Origin of the sequence: Leptothrix cholodnii SP-6 (assembly GCF_000019785.1) — a bacterium.
Classification (GTDB): Bacteria; Pseudomonadota; Gammaproteobacteria; order Burkholderiales; family Burkholderiaceae_C; genus Sphaerotilus; species Sphaerotilus cholodnii.
Window position 1 is genome coordinate 3,418,590 of sequence record NC_010524.1, and the last position, 19,782, is coordinate 3,438,371.

Below are 19,782 nucleotides of genomic sequence, written 5' to 3' on the forward strand. Positions count from 1 at the left end.
GCCCGACTGATCACTGTTCAGCCGGGCCACTGGCGTCTCAGGGCTTGTAGCTGGGCAGTTCGACGACGTAGGTGTCGACCGTCGAGCCGTTGTTCCAGTCGGACGCGAAGATCATCCGCGTGCCACGCGGGCTGATGTTCACGTGCGGCTCGGCCCAGTAGCCGATGTTGCCTTCCTGCCCCGCCGACCGGTGGTGCGCCACCCGGCAGACCACGCCGTTGTTGACGTTCGCCAGCGCGATCTCCTGGTCCAGGAACCGCTGGCCGGTCGGGCTGCCCGTCATCGACACCGCCACCCAGCCCGGGTTCTTGAACGCATGCGCCGACATGTGCGTGCCCACCCGCGGGTACCCCCAGCCGTTGCTCTCGCCGATCACCGTCGTGTTCACGCCGGTCGTCAGGTTGGTCGCGATCAGGTTGCCGTTGCCTCCCGTCGCGCTGGTGCCGTCGAACTGCACCGACGCCCAGAAGTCCTGCCCGTTGGCGTACATGCCGGTGGCCGCGTGTTCGCTGGTGTTGATCGTCAGCGTGCGCAGCAAGGCGTTGGTGGCCGCGCTGTAGACCCGCGTGCCCTGCACGTACAAGGTGCCCGACGAGCCGATCTGCGGTGTGCCGGTGCTGGCCGCCGTCTTCTGCGTGGCGGTCGACTGGGTCCACAGGATGTTGCCCGCACCGCCCGACAGGCCGAACAGGTCGGACTTCCAGTCGCCGTACACCGGGTCTCCGCCGAAGCTGACGCTGCCCGTGAAGGTCTTGAGCGTGGTCGACGTGTTGGTGCTCGGCTTGTAGACCTTCAGCGTGCTGCCGCTCGGGTAGTACAGCGCGTCCGGATCGGTCGCCGACCAGTAAACGTGCTCCAGGTCCGCCGGGCTGATCGACAGGTTGCGGATGAACTCGTAGGTCTTGCCGTTGAACAGCTTGTGGCCCTGGCCCGGCACGTACAGGATCAGGTAGCTCTCGTCGGCGTTCCACGCCGGCATCGTCGAGTACACCGGCTTGGCGTACTGCCCTCCGAACTGCGCCACCACGTCCGTGATGCGCCTGACCGTGGTGCCGAAGTTCGGATCCCGGTACGACGCCAGCCGCGCCGGCTTGGCCACCGTCGTCATCGGACGCGCCGCCTTGTCGGTCACCAGACCGTCGCACAGGCTGGCCGTCGGCGCTGGAGCCGGTGAAGGTGCAGGAGCCGGTGCGGGCGTCGGAGCGGGTGCCGGTGCGGGCGTCGGAGCGGGTGCCGGTGCAGGCGTCGGCGCCGGTGCCGGTGCGGGAGTGGGTGCCGGAGCCGGAGCCGGAGCAGGCGTCGGCGCGGGAGCGGGTGCCGGCGTCGGGGCGGGTGCCGGCGCGGATGCCAGCGAGAATTTCGCGGTGATATTTCGAGTGCGCGAATTGTCAGTTCTGCAGATATTGACCGTGCCGCTGCAATCTCCGCCCCAGCCGCGGAAAACCCAGCCGGCCTTCGGTTGCGCGGTCAGCGTGACACGGGTGTAGTTATTGAACTTCTGCGTGCACTGGATGGCACCATCGCCGCAAAGCAGCGTACCGGGTGCGCTCGACACCTTGCCGCTGCCGCTCACCGTGACGGTCAGCGGACGTTGCGAGTAGGTGCGACGAGCGCGCTCGATGGTCTGCATCGACTCGGCTTCGGCAGCCGCGTCGACCGTCGCCACGCTGCCGTCGACCGTTCCGGCCGCATCGCCACCGCCGCAACCGCTGATCGCCAGCACGATGGCTGAGAGTGAAAAGATCCCCGACCTGAATGCACGCATTTTCATCTCCGATTCTGCGAAAAACATATTCCTGATCCCACGACCTGTCTTTTATCAATATCTGCACCAGATACTTGCGGATACAAGCTGGCGGAGGGCACTGAATGAGTCGGGGTGATCCGAGGAATCAAGGATGCCTGTGCGCCGGAATATCCAGGTTTCCATTTGTGTGAATCGCCAGGAACCCCGGAAACCCCGTTTACAAATGGCGCCAGAGGTAGCAGGTGGGTTGCGCCCAGATTGTTCGTGAACAAAATCACGCCGGCGCAGCGACAGTTTGACCGCGCTTGTTACAAACAAGACCGAATCCGGACACCCCGTCTTGACCGGGTTGCGGCCGCTGGCCGCGCCGTCGTTTCAGCGCGGACGGCGCCGCGATCGACTCCGGATCAGCGCGAAAAGAAGGATCAGTCGGCCGCCGACAGCACGCTGCGCACCAGCGCGAGCTGGCGGCGCGAGATCGCCAGCCACTCGTCGGTGGCGCCGATGTGCACGGCCCAGGCCCAGGCGCCGTTGCGGTCGTCGGCGTCGAGTGCATCGGCCGCGTCGGTGAACGGGTGGCGCTCGAGCGCGCGCACCGCCGACACCGCCACCAGCGCGTTGCGGTGCACCCGCAGCAGGCGCGTGCCGAGCCGCTCGGCCAGATCGGCCAGCGAGTCGTCGAGCAGGTAGATGCGCGCGGCGGTGCGCAGCGTCACGTACTTCAGCTCGGCCTTCAGGTACAGCACCTCGGCCAGCGGCACGCGCACGCGCTCGCCGCGCTCGTGCACGACGATCACCTGATCGTCGGCCAGCGCCGGGGGAGCAACGGGCGGCCGGGTTGACGGCTCGGGTGCCGCGCGCGAGCCGATGCGCTGGGCCACCCGCGCCAGCGCCTCCTGCAGACGGGCGCGCCGCACCGGCTTGGTCAGGTAGTCGACCGCCTGCACGTCGAACGCCGCCAGCGCGTGTTCGGCGTGCGCGGTGACGAACACCACCGCCGGCGCCTGCGGCAGGCCGCGCAGGCGCTGCGCCAGCTGCAGGCCGTCGAGGCCGGGCATGCGGATGTCGAGCAGCAGCACGTCGCAGCGCTGCTGGGCCAGCCACTGCAAGGTGGCAGCGGCGCTGGCCAGTTCGGCCACCACCTGCGCGGCGGGCGCCACGCAGTCACCCAGCAGCGTGCGCAGGCGCAGGCGGGCGAGTTCCTCGTCGTCGACGATCGCCACCCGCAGCGGCGCCAGCGGCCGCACGTCGTCGCCCGCCATCGTCACGGCACCAGCGGCACGGCGATGCGTACCCGGTAGCGGCCGCCCTCGATCGCGCCGGCCTCGAAGCGCATCGTCAGGTCGTGCAGCAGCAGCAGGCGTTCGCGCACGTTGCGCAGCGCCATGCCCTGGCCGGGGCGCGGCGGGCCGCTGGGCACGCTGTTGGTGATGCTGATCAGCGCCTGGCCCTTGTGCGCCTGGGTGCGGATGCGGATCTCGCCGCCTTCGGCCGCTGCCTCGACGCCGTGCTTGACGGCGTTCTCGACCAGCGGCTGCAGCATCAGCGACGGCACCCGGGCGGTGGCCGCGCGCGGGTCGAGCTGCCAGCTGACCTTCAGGCGCGCGCCGAAGCGCACCTCCTCGATCGCCAGATAGCGTTGCGCCAGCTCGATCTCCTCACCGAGCGTGACCTGCTCGCCCGAGCCGACCAGCGCAGCGCGGAACAGCTCGGCTAACGCCTCCAGCACGTCTTCGGCGCGCTGCGGATCGATGCGCACCAGCGCCACCGCGCTGTTGAGCGCGTTGAACAGGAAGTGCGGGCGGATGCGCGACTGCAGCTCGGCCAGCCGCGCCACCGTGGTGGCCGGCAATTGCAGCCGCATGCGCTGCTGCAGCCAGTGAAAGATCGCCGCCGCCAGCGCAGCCCCGGCGGCCAGCGGCGCCCAGCCGCCCAGGCCGGTGGGTTCGAGCAGATGCAGCGCGACCAGCGGCGCCCAGCCCGCCACCGCACAGAGTGCGCCCAGGCCCGCCATCGCCGCCCACTGGCCGGGCAGTGGCAGCTTGACCCACAGCTTCTGCGCCGCGCACACCAGCACCAGCCACAGCAGCGTGGCCGGCAGGGCGATCGCCACCGCCAGGCCCAGATCGGTCAGCCAGCCCAGCCAGCCGGCGCTGCCGAAGGCCAGCCCCAAGGCGACCACGCCGTGCACGAACAGGATCGCACGCAGCACCACGCCGCCCTGGCAGACGTCGAAGGCCGAGCGCGACTGGCGCGGCACGGCACGAGGCGCAACGCGACGGTCGGCGGGGGGCTCTGAGTGGAGGTTGGACATCGCGGCTGGATGGCGGTCCGGGCGGGCCGGCTCTCTACAATCGCGGCCATTGTCGTCAATCCAGGCCCGAGATCCTCCGCCAGCATGAGCACCAATCAACTCGACACCAAATCCCAGGCCTGGTCGGCGCTGTTCTCCGAGCCGATGAGCGAGCTGGTCAAGCGCTACACCGCCAGCGTCTTCTTCGACAAGCGGCTCTGGCAGGCCGACATCGCCGGCAGCCTGGCGCACGCCGAGATGCTGGCCGCGCAACAGATCATCGGCGCGCAGGACCTGGCCGACATCCAGCGCGGCATGGCGCAGATCACGCAGGAGATCGAATCCGGCGCCTTCGAGTGGAAGCTCGAACTCGAGGACGTGCACCTCAACATCGAGGCGCGCCTGACGCAGCTGGTTGGCGACGCCGGCAAGCGCCTGCACACCGGACGCAGCCGCAACGACCAGGTCGCCACCGACGTGCGGCTGTGGCTGCGCGGCGAGATCGACGCCACCGCCGTGCTGCTGGCCGACATGCAGCGCGCGCTGGTGCATGTGGCGTCGAACAACGTCGACGTCATCCTGCCCGGCTTCACGCACCTGCAGGTGGCTCAGCCGGTGAGCTTCGCGCACCACCTGCTGGCCTATGTGGAGATGTTCGCGCGTGACGCAGAGCGCCTGGCCGACTTGCGCAAGCGCGTCAATCGCCTGCCGCTGGGCTCGGCCGCGCTGGCCGGCACCAGCTACCCGCTCGACCGCGAGCGCGTGGCGCGCACGCTGGGTTTCGATGGCGTCTGCCAGAACAGCCTCGATGCCGTGAGCGACCGCGACTTCGCGATCGAGTTCACCGGCTTCGCCACGCTGGTGATGATCCACGTCTCGCGCATGGCCGAGGAAATCGTGCTGTGGATGAGCCAGAACTTCGGTTTCATCAACCTGAGCGACCGCTACTGCACCGGCAGTTCGATCATGCCGCAGAAGCGCAACCCCGACGTCGCCGAGCTGGCGCGCGGCAAGAGCGGCCGCGTGGTCGGCCACCTGATGGGCCTGATCACCTTGATGAAGGGCCAGCCGCTGGCCTACAACAAGGACAACCAGGAAGACAAGGAGCCGCTGTTCGACACCGTCGACACGGTCAAGGACACGCTGCGCATCATGGCCGAGATGATCGGCGGCGAAGTGGCGGCCGACGGCAGCCGCTCGGGCGGCCTGACCGTCAAGGCCGAGGCGATGGAACGCGCCGCGCTGCGCGGCTATGCCACCGCCACCGATCTGGCCGACTACCTGGTCAAGAAGGGCCTGCCGTTCCGCGACGCCCACGAGGTGGTGGCGCACGCGGTCAAGGACGCCATCGCGCTGGGCAAGGACCTGTCCGAACTGCCGCTCGAAACGCTGCAGGGCTACAACGCCACCATCACCGCCGACGTGCACGCCGCTCTGACGCTGGCCGGCTCGCTCAACGCCCGCAACACGCTGGGCGGCACCGCGCCGAGCCAGGTGCGCGCGCAGATCGAGCGTCACCAAGCCCGCCTCGGCTGACGCAGGCGCGCGGGCCGTGGCGCACCGTGCGCCCGGCCCGCGCCGCATGGATCGGTGTCTGATCGCCGGGCGCACAGCGCAGAACCGACCGGCGTTTCTCGCGTTTTTTCGGGCTTCGGCCCGACCCCACCCCCCGCACCATCGGCTTCACATCAAAGTGGAGCGTGTCGTGCTGGTTTGGTCTGTCAAACGTCTGCAGCCGGGTTGGATCGCCGTTGCGCCAACGGGTGCGACGGCGCAGGCCGTGCATGTGGTCTGGCCCGCGGGCGAACGGCCCGCGCTGCGCTGGGCCTGCAGCACCGACTGGGCCGACCCCGCCACCGGCCTGCGCCAGTTGCGCCGCAGCCTGCCGCTGCAGCAGCACCGCTGCGTGGCCTTGCTGCAGCGCCATCAATACCAGCTGCTGCCGATGGACGCGCCCGACGTGCCGCGCCCCGACTGGCGCGACGCGGTGCGCTGGCGCCTCAAGGACATGGTCGATTTCCCGGTCGAGGACGCCGGCATCGACCTGCTCGAAATCCCCGCCGAACACAGCCAGCGTGGCCGCGCCGGCCTGCTCGCTGCCGTCGCCCCCCGGCGTGAACTCGAAGCCCTGGTGCAGGCCGGCGACAGTGCCCGCACGCCCTGGCAGGCGCTCGATCTGCCCGACACCGCGCTGCGCAACCTCTGCGCGCTGACCGAAGAACCCGGCCGCGGCCAGGCCCTGCTGAGCCTGGGCGCGGCGCACAGCGCGCTGGTGATCACGGCGCACGGCGAGCTGCTGCTGTCACGCCAGATCGACATCACGCTGGCCCAGCTCGGCGAGGCCGATGCCGACACCCGCCAGGCCACCTGGGACCGCGCCGCGCTCGAACTGCAGCGCACGCTCGACAACTTCGAGCGCCAGTTCAACCGCGTCGGCCTGTCGCGCCTGCTGGTGAGCCCGGCCGCGCCCGAGGGTTTCGTGGCCTATCTGGGCGAGCTGGTCTACCTGCCGGTGCAGAACTTCGCGCTCGACCAGGCGGTCGATCTGTCGGCCGTGCCGCTGCTGGCCGACCCGCTGGAGCAGGCGCGCTACCTGTGCGCCATCGGCGCCGCGCTGCGCACCGATTGACGGGCCACCGACCATGTCGCAACAACTCAATCTGCTCAGCGCCGACCTGCTGCGCCAGCGCCAGCGCTGGACCCTGCAACAAGGCCTGTGGCTGCTGCTCGCGCTGGCCGCGGCCGGCCTGATCGGCACGCTGGTGCTGCAGTTCCTGACCCGCCAGGCCGCGGCCGACCTGCAGCAGCTGCAGCAGGCGATGGACAGCCAACGCATCGAACTGACCACCCGGCAGGGCGAGGCGCAAGCCGGCCCGGCCGGCCGCATCGAGACCGAGCTGCGCCAGCTGCGTCAGCGTGAAGCCGCCGAGCGCCGTCTGCAGGAGGTACTGGCCGGCGGACAGGCCGGGCGCGAAAACGGTCACGCCGCGGTGCTGCAGGCGCTCGCCCGCCAGGCCGACCCTGCCGTCTGGATCACCGGCCTGAGCCTGGGCCAGGACGGCGACACGATGGAGCTGCAAGGCCGCATGGCCGATGCCGCCGCGCTGCCGGCCTATCTGCGGCGGCTGCAGAACGAAGCGCTGTTCCACGGCCGGCAGTTTGCGCAGCTCAGCCTGCAACGCGTCGAAGCCGGCGCCGAAGGCAACCTGGCCATCAGCGCCTACACCGAGTTCGTGCTGCGCACCCAGCTCGGCCCGGCCGGGGCAACCGCGGGGCGCACACCATGAAGATCGACCGCGAACACCTCGACCGCCAGTGGGCCCAGGCCGCACGCAGCTTCAATCAACGCCCGCAACGCGAACGCGTGCTGCTGATCACGGCCGCGGCGGTGCTGCTGCTGTGGCTGTTCAACCAGCTCTGGCTCAGCAGCCAGTGGCAGCACTGGAGCCAGGCGCGCCAGCAACGCCTGGCCACAGCCAGCGCCCTGGATACGCTGCGCGACAACAGCGCCCAGCAGCTCGCGCAACAACAGGCCCAACAGCAGCAGGCGCAGACCGACATCCTGGCCCTGCGCGAGCGACTCGACGGGCAGGCCCAGCACCCCACGGCCGGCACCACCGGCCTGGTCGACGCACAGGAGATGCTGCCGCTGCTGGCCCGCCTGCTCGACCGCGAACACGGCCTGCGCGTGCGCACGCTGCGCTCGCTCGGCCAGACCGCCGTGAGTGGGAGCGAAGGCGCCGGCCAGCCGCAGCTCTATCGCCACGCGGTCGAGCTGAGCGTCGAAGGCAGCTACGCCGACCTGCTGGGCTATCTGCAGGCACTCGAGGCGCTGCCGCAGAAGCTGCTGTGGGGCTCGCTGCAGCTCAAGGTCGAGAAGTACCCGCAGGTGCTGCTGACGCTGCGCCTCTACACGCTGAGCCAGCAGGCAGGATGGGTCGAGCTATGAGCATGCGCACCGTCTCATGGATGGCGGCACAGGCGCTGATCGCCTGCGCCTGTTTCGCCTGGATCGCCACCGCAGCGCAGGCGCAGAACAGCCCGGCCGCGGGCCGCACCGGCATCGCCGATCCGACCCGTCCGCCGGCCGGCCTGGGTGGTGCCCCGGCCGATGCCGCACCGGTCAACGCACCCGGCAACCCACCCCGCAGCGCACAGGCGGCCAGCAGCAACGCCGCCCGCCCCCTGCCCCGGCCAGCGCCGCCACCGAGGCTGCAATCGGTGCACCTGCCGCAGAGCGGGCCGGCCAGCGCGCTGGTCGACAACCGGCTGCTGCGCACGGGCGAGCGCATCGACGAATGGCAGGTCGAACGCATCGCGCACGACGGCCTGATGCTGCGCAGCGCCACGCGCCAGCTCTGGCTGCCGCTGCTGCCCGCGACCGCCATGTCCACGGCTACGGCCACGGCCACGGCCATCGGCGATGCAGCGGCCACGGACCGCCCCGCTGCGCCGCGGTCCGACACCCCTCACCTGGCCCGCACCACCGTGCGCAAGGAACCCTGATGCCCATTCCATCCACGCTGGCGTCCGCGGCGCTGAGCCTGCTGTTGCTGATGGCACCGGCCGCGGCCCGCAGCGCCGAACCACGCTTCGACCTGGCACTCAACAACGCGCCGGCCGCACAGGTGTTCATGCAGCTGTCGATGGGCTCGAACTGGCAGGTGCTGGTCGGCCCCGAGGTGGCCGGCCACATCACGCTGCACCTGCGCGACACCAGCGTGCCCGAAGCGCTGGAGGCGCTGCGCGAGCTCTACGGCTACGACTACCGCATCAGCGGGCGGCGCATCTACGTGCAGCCCAACACCGTGCAGACACGGCTGTTCCACGTCAACTACCTGCCCGGGCGGCGCCAGGGCACCAGCGACCTGCACGTGTCGTCGGCCTCGATGACCCACGGCGGCGGCGGCTCGGGCAGCAACGCCGGCCAGGGCGGCAACACACCCGCGTCCTACGGCAGCAGCAGCAACAACACGGCCGGCAACGGCAGCGGGCTCAACAACCGCAGCGACGACAGCGCCTACGTGCGCACCAGCTCCGACGCCGATTTCTGGCGTGACGTGCAGGCCTCGCTGCAATCGATGCTCGCGATCGGCGAGAGCGGCGGCGAAGCTCCCGCCGCAGCCGCCGCCAACCCGCAGCAGCGCCGCAGCCTGGTACTGAACCCGGCCGCCGGCGTGATCGTGGTGCGTGCCACGCCGGCCGAGCTGCGCCAGGTGGCCGACTACCTGAAGGCGGTGCAGGTCAGCATCGAACGCCAGGTGATGCTCGAAGCCAAGATCCTCGAAGTCGAGCTCGGCAGCGAGGCGCAGTCGGGCATCAACTGGAGCGCCTTCGGCCGCGCGCTCGGCGGCGCGCTCAGCATCGGGCTGGTGCAACCGGGTGTCACGCTGGCCGGCAGCGGCGCGCTGACGCTGGGCGGCACCTCGATCACGCCGGGTGGCAACCTCGCCGCCAGCAGCAGCGGGGCGCCGTTCTACGGGCTGGCCTTCCAGTCGGCCAACTTCGCCGCGCTGCTGAGCTTTCTCGAATCGCAGGGCAAGGTGCAGGTGCTGTCGAGCCCGCGCATCGCCACGCTCAACAACCAGAAGGCGGTGCTCAAGGTCGGCAGCGACGAGCTCTACGTCACCGGCGTGTCGTCGACCACCACCGCCACCGGCAGCACGTCGACGTCGACGCCGTCGGTGGTGCTGCAGCCCTTCTTCTCGGGCATCGCGCTCGACGTCACGCCGCAGATCGACGATCAGGGCCAGGTGATGCTGCATGTGCACCCGGCCATCAGCACCGTGAGCGAGAAGCAGAAGAACATCAACCTCGGCTCGCTCGGCAGCTACCAGCTGCCGCTGGCCAGCAGCACCGTCAACGAGACCGACAGCATCGTGCGGGTGCGCGACGGCCAGATCGTCGCCATCGGCGGCCTGATGAGCCAGGAGCAGCGCGAAGAGCGCAGCGCCGTGCCCGGCCTGGGCGACGTGCCGCTGGTAGGCGGCCTGTTCCGCCAGACCAGCACCGTGATGCGCAAGCGCGAGCTGGTGATCCTGATCAAGCCGACCGTGATCCGTGCCGACGGCCCGTGGCCCGAGGCCGACACCCATCAACCCGCGAGCCAGCTGCAACCGTGGCGGCCCGATGCGATGAGCCAGCTGCAACTGCCGCAGGCCGCGACCGACAGCCCGAGCGACGCCGCCACCGCGCCACGCCCGGCGTTGACGATCAACGGCCCGGTCGCGGCCCACTGAGAAAGCGCCATGGCCCGCCCCGAACGTGTCCGCCTCGGTGACCTGCTGGTCACGCAAGGCCTGATCAGCGCCGACCAGCTCACGCAGGCCCTGGCCGCGCAGAAGACCAGCGGGCGCAAGCTCGGCCGCGTCTTCATCGACAACGGCTGGGTCAGCGAGATCCAGATCGCGCAGGCGCTGGCCGGGCAGCTGCGCGTGCCGTTCATCGACCTCGGCCAACGCTCGGTGCGCACCGAGGTCGCGCGCCTGCTGCCCGAGGTACAGGCGCGCCGCCTGCGCGCGCTGGTGCTCGAAGAAACCCCCGCCGGCGTGCGCGTGGGCATGGCCGACCCGACCGACATCGCCGCCTACGACGAGGTCAGCCGGCTCGTCAGACGCGAGATCGCGCTGGTGGTGGTGGCTGAGAGCCAGCTGCTCGGCGCGATCGACCGCAGCTACCGCCACACCGAAGAGATCGCCGGCCTGGCCAAGGAGCTGACCAGCGAGCTGACCAGCGTCGAGGTCGGACTCGGCCTGGCGGGCAATCTGGGCAACCTCGGCGATCTGCTCGGCATGGCCAGCAGCAGCGCCGAAGACGCGCCGGTGGTGCGGCTGCTGTTTTCGGTGTTCGAAGAAGCCCTGCGTGTGCGGGCGTCGGACATCCACATCGAGCCGCAGGCCGGCTCGCTGCGCATCCGCTTTCGCATCGACGGCGTGCTGCACGTGCAGACCGAAGCCGACGCCAAGATCGCCGCCGCGGTGGCGCTGCGCCTGAAGCTGATGTCGGGCCTGGACATCTCCGAAAAGCGCCTGCCGCAGGACGGCCGCTTTGCCGTCAACCTGCGCACCGGCGCGGTCGACGTGCGGATCTCGACCATGCCCACGCAACACGGCGAATCGGTCGTGATGCGGCTGCTCAATCAAGGCACCGGCCTGCTGTCGATCGACGGCATGAACCTGCCGCCGCGGGTGGCCGCGGCGCTGCGCCGCGCCATCGCCAAACCGAGCGGCATGGTGCTCGTCACCGGCCCGACCGGCAGCGGCAAGACCACCACGCTGTACGCGGCGCTGAATGCGCTCAACAACAGCGAGCGCAAGATCATCACGGTCGAGGACCCGGTCGAATACCGCCTAGCCGGCCTGAATCAGGTGCAGGTGCACGAGAAGATCGACCTCAGCTTCAGCCGCGTGCTGCGCGCCGCCTTGCGGCAGGACCCGGACGTGATCCTGGTGGGCGAGATGCGCGACCAGACCACCGCCGAGATCGGCCTGCGCGCCGCGCTGACCGGCCACCTGGTGCTGTCGACGCTGCACACCAACGACGCGCTGTCCACGCCGATCCGCCTGATCGACATGGGCGTGCCGCGCTACATGGTGGCGCTGTCGCTGCAGATGGTGCTGGCGCAGCGGCTGCTGCGGGTGATCTGCCCGCATTGCGCCGAGCCGCACGAGCCCGATGCCCACGAGCTGGCCTGGCTGCAGGCCAACGGCAGCGGCGCGCCCGACCTCGCCACGCTGCGCCACGGCCGCGGCTGCAACGAATGCAACCACACCGGCTACAGCGGCCGCACCGGCGTCTACGAGTTCATCGAGATGACGCAGGAGCTGGTCGAGGCCATCAACCACGGCGACCCGGCGCAGTTCGTGGCCGCCGGGCGCCGCCAGATGGCCGGCCACACGCTGGCGCGCGACGCCGCCGCGCTGGTGCTGGCCGGGCGCACCACGGTGAACGAAGCCATGCGGATCAGCCATCAACTCGCCGAATGATGACCACCCCCACGCTCACGTCGTTCGCTGCCCCCCGCGGGGGCTCAGCCGGCTTGGGGCGGCCCGGCGCCGGCTGGAGACGCTGACACCATGCCGCACTTCACCTGGACCGGACACGCCAGCACGGGCGCCACCGAAGGCCGGCTCGAAGCGGCCTCGGCCTCGGCGGTGGCCGATGTGCTGCAAGGCCGCGGCATCACGCCGTTGACGATCCGAGCCGCAGCGGGTGGCGGCGGCGCGCGGGGCATCGACCTGTCGGCGCTGAAGAAGCTCGACTGGTTCGAGCCCAAGGTGCGCACCGTCGACCTGCTGCTGTTCAGCCGCCAGCTCAACACGCTGCTGCGCGCCGGTGTGCCGATCCTGCGCGCACTCGCCGGGCTGCAGGAGTCGGCCACCAACGAGAAGATGAAAAGCACGCTGGCCGAGGTGCGGCACAGCCTGGAGTCGGGCATCGCGCTGTCGATGAGCCTGGCGCAGCAGGGCAAGGTGTTCGATCCGTTCTACGTCGCGCTGGTGCGGGTGGGCGAGATGACCGGCCGGCTCGACGAAGTCTTCCTGCGGCTGTTCCACCACCTCGAGTTCGAGAGCGCGATGCGCCAGCAGGTCAAGGCCGCGCTGCGTTACCCGATCTTCGTGGTCAGCGCGATGGTCGTCGCACTCGGCGTCATCAACCTGATGGTGATCCCGGCGTTTGCCCCCGTGTTCGAAGCCGCCGGCACCGCCCTGCCCTTGCCCACGCGCATCCTGATGGCGAGCTCGCGTTTCACCATCGATTGGGGCTGGCTGATGGCGATCGGCGCGGTGGCCGGCTTCTTCGCGCTGCGCGCCTGGCGCACCACGCCCGACGGTCGGCTGCGCTGGGACACCGCGCTGCTGAAGATGCCGGTGGCCGGCAAGATCGTGCGCAAGGCGATGCTGGCGCGCTTTGCGCGCAGCTTCGCGCTGTCGCTGAAAAGCGGCGTGCCGATCGCACAGGCGCTGTCGGTGGTGGCGCAGACGGTCGACAACCAGCACATCGCCCGCAAGGTCGAGGGCATGCGTACCTCGGTCGAGCGCGGCGACTCGATCCTGCGTTCGGCCGCCGCCGCGGGCGTGTTCACGCCGGTGGTGTTGCAGATGATCGCGGTGGGCGAGGAGACCGGCGCCGTCGACGAACTGATGGACGAGGTGGCCGAGCTCTACGGCAACGAGGTGCAGTACGAACTCAAGACGCTGGGCCAGCAGATCGAGCCGATCCTGATCGTGTTCCTGGGCGTGCTGGTGCTGATGCTGGCGCTGGGCGTGTTCCTGCCGGTGTGGGATCTGGGCCGCACGGCGATGGCGCATTGACCACGGGGCCTGCACATGAAACCCCTCAAGCCCCAGACGGCAAAGCCGATACCTCAGATGACAAAGGTGTTCCTGCTCTGCAAGAACGCCGACAGCCCGCACCGCCACCGGGCCCGGTGCCGTGAACCCTGCGATCTGGCCGGCTTGCCTCAATTTCCGTTGCAATTCCATTGAGAACCTGGAGAACCACCATGAGACTGCGTCAACAAGGCTTCACGATGATCGAACTGATCGTCGTCATCGTCATCCTCGGCGTGCTCGCCGCCACGGCATTGCCGAAGTTCATCGACATGCGTGGGGATGCCGAAGGGGCTGCCGTCAAGGGCATGGCCGGTGCCGCCGCTGCGGCGATGAACCTGAACTACAGCGGCTGCGCGCTGACCAACAACGCCGTCACCGCCGGCAAGTGCGTGGCCGTCGACGCCTGCAGCGACGTGAGCTCGCTGATGCAAGGTGGCCTGGACGCAGCATATGCCGCCGCACCAGCCGCCAGCGGCGTCGACATCGGCACCACCAACGGCGCCACCGCGACCTGCCAGATCAGCAAGGGCACCTACAGTGCGACCTTCGTGGGCGTCGCCGCCGGCAACGCCACCCCCTGACGAGACGCAAGCTTCCGTTGCCGCAAGGCACCGGAATCGAGGTCCTGGCACGTGACCACTCCCGTCAACCTCCACACAGGCGCAACCGCCCCCGCAACCGCGGCGTGGCTGTTGCGCCTTTGCGCATTTGCGTGGCTGCTATTGGCCGGCACACTGGCTCACGCGGCGAGCTACACCTACCGCAGCGACAGCTACAACTGGGAAAGCGCCACCAACGCCGTCGCCTGGGACCGGACCTGCACCAGCTACCCCGGCGACGACGACAAGGCCACGCTCGCCTTCACCGGCGGCTTCACCTTCACCTTCGCCGGCATCAAGTACAGCTCGGTGCGCGTGCTCAGCAACGGCGGCCTGCAGTTCGGCACCGACAGCGGCTTCTTCCGCACCTACGGCAACACCAACCTGCCCGCCGCCGCCGCGGGCAGCCTGAACAAGTCCTGCGCGGGCGGCGCCACCAGCAACGTGCTGATGGCCTACTGGACCGACCTCGACCCCAGCCGCGCCGGCAGCGGCAACGTCACCTGGCAGCAGAAGGGCACGGCGCCGAACCGCTACGTGGTGGTGTCGTGGAACGCGGTCTACCAGTACAACACCAGCACGCCCTACGCCTTCCAGATCATCCTGTTCGAGAACGGCGAGTTCAAGTTCCAGTACGGCAACGCCAATGCCTCCGGCTCCAACGCCACCATCGGCGTGCAGGTGAGCGGCAGCGACTACACGCTCTACTCGTACAACAGCGGCTACAACGCCAACGGCAGCGCGATCCGCTGGTTCGTGCCCAGCGGCGCGGCGGCGCGGGTGGCCGAATACCGCTTCGACGAATACGGCTGGAGCGGCACGCTCGGCGAGGTGGCCGACGCCACCGGCAACGGCTACGGCGGCGTGCGCCTGGGCAGCGCCAGCCCGGTGGCCGGCGGCGTGGTCTGCCGTGCGCTCGACGTGCCGGCCAATACCAGCAGCACCAGCGCGGGCGTGGACACGCTGCTCAACGTCGCGAGCGTGCTCGGCACCGGCGGCTCGATCTCGTTCTGGCACCGCGCCAACGCCGCCTGGGCCAGCGCGGCCGACGGCCAGCTGTTCGACGCCACGCTGACGTCGAACCGGTCCTTCCACCTGGTGCGCCGCTCCGGCGGCACGCTGCGTTTTGCCGTCACCGACAGCGCCGGCGCGACGCTGGTGGCCGACACGCCCGCCCAGGTCGTCCTGGCCGGCACCTGGGTGCACATCACCGCCACCTGGCGGCTGGCCGCCGGCAGCAACCAGAGCGTGCTGCGGCTGTATGTCAACGGCGTGCTGGCCGCCACCCGAACCGGTACCACCAGCGGCGTGATCTCGCCCACGCTGGGCACGCTGGTGATCGGCGACAGCCGCGCCAACCTCACCAGCAACAACGCCACCCTCAGTTCGGCCAACGGCCGCATCGACGAGCTGCGCATCTCCAACTACGAGTTGAGCCCGGCCGAGATCGCACTCGACCTCGTGCAGACCCACGACTGCGCGCCGCCGCTGCACCACATCGAGATCCGCCACGCCAGCGGCAGCGGCCTGACCTGCATGGCGTCGACGCTGACCGTGGTGGCCTGCCAGGACGCCAGCTGCAGCACGCCCTACACCGGCGGCATCGCCGGCACGCTCAGCGGCAGTCACGCCGCCACGCTGTGGCCGGCCACGGCGGCCTTCGTGATCGCGACCGGCAGCAGCAGCACCACCGTGCCGGTGCAACTGCTCAGCGCCGGCAGCACACGCCTGGGCGTGGCCGCATCGATCCCGTCGGCACCGAGTGCGGCCACCTGCGACTTCGGCAGCCCAGCCTGCACCTACACGGCCGAAGACAGCGGCCTGCTCGCCAGCATCGGCCATCACGTGGCCGAGAGCAGCCAGACACTGACCCTGCAAGCCGTGCGCAAGGCCGACAACAGCGCCGCCTGCGTGCCCGCGTTTGCCAACCTGACCCGCGCGCTGCAGTTCAGCTGCAGCTACGCCAACCCGTCCAGCGGCAGCCGGCCGGTGCGCATCGGCGGGCGGGCCTTGAACGCGGCCAACAACGCGGGCGCCGCCTGCGACGGCAGCGGCCAGACGCTCAGCCTGCTGTTCAACGCCGCCGGCATCGCCAGCACCCCGCTGCAATACGCCGACGCCGGCCAGGTCGACCTCGGCGTGAGCTACACCGGCAGCAGCCTCACCAACGACCTGGGGCTGACGCTGGCCGGCAGCAGCAGCTTCATCGCCGCACCCGCGTCGCTGGCCTTCAGCGCCATCACGGCCGGGCCGATCCGGGCGGGCACGGCGTTCAGCGCGTCGCTCTCGGCGCTCAACAGCGCCGGTGCGGTGATGCCCAACTTCGGCCGCGAGATCACGCCGGCCACGGTCAGCCTGAGCCACAGCCGCGCCCAGCCGAGCGGCAGCGGCGCGAGCAACGGCAGCTTCACCGGCAGCCTGGGCAGCTTCAGCAACGGCAGCGCCAACGCCGGCAACCTGGTGTGGAGCGAGGTCGGCCGCATCGACCTCAACGCCGCCCTGACGAACTACCTGGGCAGCGGTCTGGGCGCCGTCGGCAGCACCGGCAGCAGCGGCGCGGTCGGGCGCTTCATCCCGCACCACTTCGACCTGAGCGCCACGCCGGCCTGCGGCGTCTTCAGCTACGCCGGCCAGCCGTTCAAGGTGGTGATGACGGCCCGCAACGGCCTGCCGATACCCGGCACCACGCTCAACTACGACGGCAGCACGAGCACCAGCCCCAACTTCGCCAAGGCGCTGACGCTCAGCGACACCGCGCTCGGTGGCATCGGCAGCTTCGGCGCCAGCGCGGGCGTGGCCGCGACGGCCTTCCGCGCCGGCGTGGCCACGGTGACGACGCCCGCCTACAGCTACACCGACAAGCTCACCGCGCCGCGCAGCCTGGCGCTGCGCGCGATCGACAGCGACGCCGTCAGCTCCGCCGGCACCACCGAACCCGCGATGCCGCTGCGCAGCGGCCGGCTGCGCGTGTCCAACACCTTCGGCTCCGAGAAAACCGCGCTCGCCCTGCCGGTGCAAACGCAATACTGGAGCGGCAGCGCCTGGGTGCTCAACAGCGCCGACAGCTGCAGCGTGGTGCCGGCCGCGGCGATCGCGCCGGTGCAGTACCTCGACCACAAGGGCGCCGCGCGCAGCGCCTGGGCCGGCAGCATCGGCGCCTTGAGCCTCACCGGCGGCCTGGGCCAGATCAGCGTGGCGGCGCCGCCGGCCGGCGTGACCGGCAGCATCGACCTGGCGATCAACCTCGGCACCAGCGCGGTCGACACCAGCTGCCTGGCCAGCCATCCGGCCAGCAGCGGCGCCGGCCTGCCGTGGCTGCGCGCGCGCAACGGCAGCTGCGCCAGCGGCTGGGGCAGCGACCCGAGCGCGCGCGTGAGCTTCGGCATCGCCGCGCCCGAGACGCGCAAATCGGTGCACGTGCGGGAGATGTTCTGATGCGCCGCAACCGCCGCTGCGAACGGGGCTTCACGCTGCCCGAGCTGATCGCGGTGATGGTCATCATCGGCGTGCTGGCGGTGGTGGCGATGCCGAAGTTCGACGTGGCGCTGAACCTGCGTGCCGACACCTACCGCGACCAGATCGTCGCCGCGCTGCGCCACGCGCACAGCAGTGCCGCCAGCCACCGCCGGCTGGTCTGCGCCAGCGTCGGCAGCCACGCCGTCAACCTCGCCATCGCCGCGGCCAACCCGGCCACGGCCTGCAGCACCGCGCTGCCCGGCCTTGACGGCGGCGCTGCCGCCAGCAGCAGCGCCAGCACCAGCAGCATCAGCCCGGCCGGCACGCTCTACTTCCAGCCCTCGGGCCGGGTGACGAGCGACGCCGCCGGTGTCAGCGCCGGGCTCTGGCGCATCGGCGTGAGCGGCGCCAGCGCGATCACGCTGACCGGGGAGACCGGCCATGTCGAGTGAGCGCCGACGACGCCATCAGCGGCCGCCACGCGGCTTCACGCTGATCGAGATGGTGGTGGCCATCGTCGTCATCGGCGTCGGCCTGGCCGGCGTGCTGCTGGCCTTCGGCGCCGTCACCCGTGGCTCCGGCGACGCGGCGGTGCGCAAGCAGATGCTGGCGGTGGCCGAGGAGCTGATGGAGGAAATCCAGCTCAAGCCCTACGCCGCCGCCGCCAACGCCGCCCCGGCGGCCTGCGCGCGCGACACCTACAACGACGTCGCCGACTACGACGGCTACAACGCCGGCTCGGTCTGCGGCATCGACGGCACGGCGATCCCCGCGCTGGCCGGCTACGCGGTCAGCATCAGCGTGCAGGCGGCGACGCTGCAAGGCGTGAGCGCCACCCGCAAGATCATCGTCACGGTGCGCCGTGGCAGCGACACGCTGGTGCTGACCGGCTGGCGGGCCGACTATGCGTCCTGAGACGCGCCTGCGCTCGCGCGGCTTCACGCTGGTCGAGCTGATCCTGGTGATCGTGATCGGCGGCGTGCTGGCGGCCACGCTGACGGTGTTCATGCGCCCGGCGCTCGACAGCTACCTGGCCACCCGCTCGCGCGCCGATCTGGTCGCCCAGGCGGACACCGCGCTGCGCCGCATGGTGCGCGACCTGCGGGTGGCGGTGCCGAACTCGATCCGCATCCCCAACAGCCAGTGCTTCGAGCTGCTGCCCACCGCGAGCGGCGGGCGCTACCGCATGGAGCCCGACACCGTCAACGACAGCGGGCCGGGCTGCACACCGGGCGCCGACTGCTCGGCCCCGCTCGACACCACCCAGCCCGTCACGCTGTTCGACGTGCTGACGCCGCTGGCCGCCACGCCGGCCGTCGGCGACGCGGTGGTGATCGGCAACCAGACGCCCGAGCAGGTCTACGGCGGCAGCAACCGCGCCACCATCACGCAGGTGAGCACGCCCGACGCGCGCTACGGCCGGCACCGCATCGGCATCGCCAGCACGCAGTTCCCGAGCGGCTACGACGGCGGCCGCTTCGTCATCGTGCCGGCCGCCCAGGGGCCGGTGTTCTACGTCTGCAGCGGCGCCGACGGCAGCACCGACGCGCAGGGCAACGGCCGCGGCACGCTGGTGCGGCTGATGGGCTACGGCTACAACGCCGGCTATCCGGCGAGCTGCCCTTCGGCCGCCACCGGCCACGTGCTGGCCAGCCATGTGCTGAGCTGCCAGTTCGTGCACGACCCCAACCAGGGTGCGACGCAGCAGAACGGCTTCGTCTGGCTGCAGCTGGTGCTGGCGCGCGCCGGCGAGCAGACCACGCTCGCCTTCGGCGCGCATGTGGACAACGCGCCATGAACCGGCCGTGCGGTTCGCAATCGGGCCTGGGCAGCATCGCGGTGCTGGTGGTGCTGGTCGCACTGGCTGCGCTGGCCGCGGCGATCGTGCGCATCGGCGGCACGGCGCAGGTGACGCTGGCGCAGGACGTCCTCGGCGCACGCGCCGGGCAGGCTGCGCGCGCGGGCACCGAGTGGGGCCTCTACCAGGCGCTCAAGGGCAGCTGGAGCACCTGCAGCAACCAGAGCCAGACCCTCGACCTGCGCGCCGACACCGGCATGCGCGTGACCGTGCGCTGCAGCTCGCAGGTCTACAACGAGGGCGAGTCCAGCCCCGGCGTGCCCGCCACCCTGCGCCTGATCACCCTCGACGCGGTGGCCTGCAACAGCAGCACCTGCCCGGACGACGCCATGGCCGTGACACCCGGCTACGTCGAGCGGCGCCGCCAGGTGCAGGTGACGCAGTGACGGCCGTGACGTCACGCCGAGTCACTGTCACCCACCCCGCCCGGTGCAACACTTTGCTCCGAATCTGAGGACGGCCACGGCGCAGTCGGCCTGCCGTCGCGGCCCCGG

Annotated in this window: 18 protein-coding genes and 1 pseudogene; 15 read left to right on the plus strand and 4 right to left on the minus strand. The window is 70.6% G+C overall.

Features of this window, described 5'->3' with window-relative positions; genetic code table 11:
• Window positions 1–37: 37 nt before the first annotated feature.
• Together LCHO_RS15430 and LCHO_RS24330 are read right to left on the minus strand one after the other, a co-directional pair.
• Complete coding sequence (locus LCHO_RS15430; protein ID WP_012348099.1) at window positions 38–1,108, minus strand: hypothetical protein; 1,071 nt, start codon at window positions 1,106–1,108, stop codon at window positions 38–40.
• A 252-nt stretch (window positions 1,109–1,360) separates the two neighbouring features.
• Window positions 1,361–1,630 (minus strand): annotated as a pseudogene (locus LCHO_RS24330) (InlB B-repeat-containing protein); the annotation flags it as partial.
• On the opposite strand from LCHO_RS24330, the gene LCHO_RS23740 reads away from it, so the two are divergent.
• Entirely contained in the window at window positions 1,620–1,883 is a 264-nt protein-coding gene (locus LCHO_RS23740) for a hypothetical protein (protein WP_190274810.1), read from the plus strand. The pseudogene LCHO_RS24330 and the gene LCHO_RS23740 overlap by 11 nt on opposite strands.
• Window positions 1,884–2,172: 289 nt before the next feature.
• Here the strand turns inward: LCHO_RS23740 and LCHO_RS15435 are convergent, their stop codons facing one another.
• Together LCHO_RS15435 and LCHO_RS15440 are read right to left on the minus strand one after the other, a co-directional pair.
• Window positions 2,173–3,009, minus strand: a complete 837-nt coding sequence (locus tag LCHO_RS15435; protein ID WP_012348100.1) for a LytR/AlgR family response regulator transcription factor — start codon at window positions 3,007–3,009, stop codon at window positions 2,173–2,175.
• Between the two features lie 2 nt (window positions 3,010–3,011).
• Window positions 3,012–4,007, minus strand: a complete 996-nt coding sequence (locus tag LCHO_RS15440; protein ID WP_223210453.1) for a sensor histidine kinase — start codon at window positions 4,005–4,007, stop codon at window positions 3,012–3,014.
• Between the two features lie 138 nt (window positions 4,008–4,145).
• Here LCHO_RS15440 and argH point away from each other — a divergent pair, with 138 nt between their 5' ends.
• From argH to LCHO_RS15510, 14 genes are all read left to right on the plus strand, one after another.
• A complete protein-coding gene (gene argH, locus LCHO_RS15445; protein ID WP_012348102.1) occupies window positions 4,146–5,576 on the plus strand; it encodes an argininosuccinate lyase in 1,431 nt (476 codons plus the stop codon).
• Window positions 5,577–5,745: 169 nt separating this feature from the next.
• Window positions 5,746–6,669: a type IV pilus biogenesis protein PilM gene (locus LCHO_RS15450; RefSeq protein WP_012348103.1), complete on the plus strand. Its 924-nt coding sequence runs from the start codon at window positions 5,746–5,748 to the stop codon at window positions 6,667–6,669.
• Window positions 6,670–6,682: 13 nt separating this feature from the next.
• Complete coding sequence (locus tag LCHO_RS15455; RefSeq protein WP_012348104.1) at window positions 6,683–7,327, plus strand: PilN domain-containing protein; 645 nt, start codon at window positions 6,683–6,685, stop codon at window positions 7,325–7,327.
• Window positions 7,324–7,989 (plus strand): hypothetical protein, encoded by a 666-nt coding sequence (locus LCHO_RS15460; protein WP_012348105.1) that lies wholly within the window; start codon window positions 7,324–7,326, stop codon window positions 7,987–7,989. Before LCHO_RS15455 ends, LCHO_RS15460 begins: the two co-directional genes overlap by 4 nt.
• A 2-nt stretch (window positions 7,990–7,991) precedes the next feature.
• The gene (locus LCHO_RS24005; RefSeq protein WP_223210454.1) at window positions 7,992–8,546 is read left to right on the plus strand and encodes a hypothetical protein; all 555 of its coding nucleotides are present in this window, start codon (window positions 7,992–7,994) and stop codon (window positions 8,544–8,546) included.
• Window positions 8,546–10,279, plus strand: a complete 1,734-nt coding sequence (mshL, locus tag LCHO_RS15470) for a pilus (MSHA type) biogenesis protein MshL (RefSeq protein WP_012348107.1) — start codon at window positions 8,546–8,548, stop codon at window positions 10,277–10,279. Before LCHO_RS24005 ends, mshL begins: the two co-directional genes overlap by 1 nt.
• 9 nt (window positions 10,280–10,288) lie before the next feature.
• The gene (locus LCHO_RS15475) at window positions 10,289–12,025 is read left to right on the plus strand and encodes a GspE/PulE family protein (RefSeq protein WP_012348108.1); all 1,737 of its coding nucleotides are present in this window, start codon (window positions 10,289–10,291) and stop codon (window positions 12,023–12,025) included.
• A gap of 90 nt (window positions 12,026–12,115) precedes the next feature.
• A complete protein-coding gene (locus LCHO_RS15480) occupies window positions 12,116–13,354 on the plus strand; it encodes a type II secretion system F family protein (protein ID WP_012348109.1) in 1,239 nt (412 codons plus the stop codon).
• 191 nt (window positions 13,355–13,545) lie between these two features.
• Complete coding sequence (locus LCHO_RS15485; RefSeq protein WP_012348111.1) at window positions 13,546–13,956, plus strand: type II secretion system protein; 411 nt, start codon at window positions 13,546–13,548, stop codon at window positions 13,954–13,956.
• Window positions 13,957–14,097: 141 nt separating this feature from the next.
• Complete coding sequence (locus tag LCHO_RS24145) at window positions 14,098–17,409, plus strand: LamG domain-containing protein (protein ID WP_262925502.1); 3,312 nt, start codon at window positions 14,098–14,100, stop codon at window positions 17,407–17,409.
• Window positions 17,409–17,882: a pilus assembly FimT family protein gene (locus tag LCHO_RS15495; RefSeq protein WP_012348113.1), complete on the plus strand. Its 474-nt coding sequence runs from the start codon at window positions 17,409–17,411 to the stop codon at window positions 17,880–17,882. Before LCHO_RS24145 ends, LCHO_RS15495 begins: the two co-directional genes overlap by 1 nt.
• Window positions 17,872–18,345: a prepilin-type N-terminal cleavage/methylation domain-containing protein gene (locus tag LCHO_RS15500; RefSeq protein ID WP_012348114.1), complete on the plus strand. Its 474-nt coding sequence runs from the start codon at window positions 17,872–17,874 to the stop codon at window positions 18,343–18,345. Before LCHO_RS15495 ends, LCHO_RS15500 begins: the two co-directional genes overlap by 11 nt.
• Entirely contained in the window at window positions 18,335–19,228 is an 894-nt protein-coding gene (locus LCHO_RS15505; RefSeq protein WP_012348115.1) for a type II secretion system protein, read from the plus strand. The genes LCHO_RS15500 and LCHO_RS15505 overlap by 11 nt, the downstream gene beginning before the upstream one ends.
• Entirely contained in the window at window positions 19,225–19,674 is a 450-nt protein-coding gene (locus LCHO_RS15510; RefSeq protein WP_012348116.1) for a hypothetical protein, read from the plus strand. The genes LCHO_RS15505 and LCHO_RS15510 overlap by 4 nt, the downstream gene beginning before the upstream one ends.
• The last annotated feature ends 108 nt before the right edge of the window (window positions 19,675–19,782 follow it).

Bases quoted from the DNA above. Each gene is read 5' to 3' on its own strand.
- LCHO_RS15430 (WP_012348099.1), bottom strand. From the start codon at position 1,108: ATGACGACGGTGGCCAAGCCGGCGCGGCTGGCGTCGTACCGGGATCCG.
- LCHO_RS23740 (WP_190274810.1), top strand. From the start codon at position 1,620: ATGGTCTGCATCGACTCGGCTTCGGCAGCCGCGTCGACCGTCGCCACG.
- LCHO_RS15435 (WP_012348100.1), bottom strand. From the start codon at position 3,009: ATGGCGGGCGACGACGTGCGGCCGCTGGCGCCGCTGCGGGTGGCGATC.
- argH (WP_012348102.1), top strand. From the start codon at position 4,146: ATGAGCACCAATCAACTCGACACCAAATCCCAGGCCTGGTCGGCGCTG.
- LCHO_RS15455 (WP_012348104.1), top strand. From the start codon at position 6,683: ATGTCGCAACAACTCAATCTGCTCAGCGCCGACCTGCTGCGCCAGCGC.
- LCHO_RS15460 (WP_012348105.1), top strand. From the start codon at position 7,324: ATGAAGATCGACCGCGAACACCTCGACCGCCAGTGGGCCCAGGCCGCA.
- LCHO_RS24005 (WP_223210454.1), top strand. From the start codon at position 7,992: ATGCGCACCGTCTCATGGATGGCGGCACAGGCGCTGATCGCCTGCGCC.
- mshL (WP_012348107.1), top strand. From the start codon at position 8,546: ATGCCCATTCCATCCACGCTGGCGTCCGCGGCGCTGAGCCTGCTGTTG.
- LCHO_RS15475 (WP_012348108.1), top strand. From the start codon at position 10,289: ATGGCCCGCCCCGAACGTGTCCGCCTCGGTGACCTGCTGGTCACGCAA.
- LCHO_RS15480 (WP_012348109.1), top strand. From the start codon at position 12,116: ATGCCGCACTTCACCTGGACCGGACACGCCAGCACGGGCGCCACCGAA.
- LCHO_RS15485 (WP_012348111.1), top strand. From the start codon at position 13,546: ATGAGACTGCGTCAACAAGGCTTCACGATGATCGAACTGATCGTCGTC.
- LCHO_RS15495 (WP_012348113.1), top strand. From the start codon at position 17,409: ATGCGCCGCAACCGCCGCTGCGAACGGGGCTTCACGCTGCCCGAGCTG.
- LCHO_RS15500 (WP_012348114.1), top strand. From the start codon at position 17,872: ATGTCGAGTGAGCGCCGACGACGCCATCAGCGGCCGCCACGCGGCTTC.
- LCHO_RS15505 (WP_012348115.1), top strand. From the start codon at position 18,335: ATGCGTCCTGAGACGCGCCTGCGCTCGCGCGGCTTCACGCTGGTCGAG.
- LCHO_RS15510 (WP_012348116.1), top strand. From the start codon at position 19,225: ATGAACCGGCCGTGCGGTTCGCAATCGGGCCTGGGCAGCATCGCGGTG.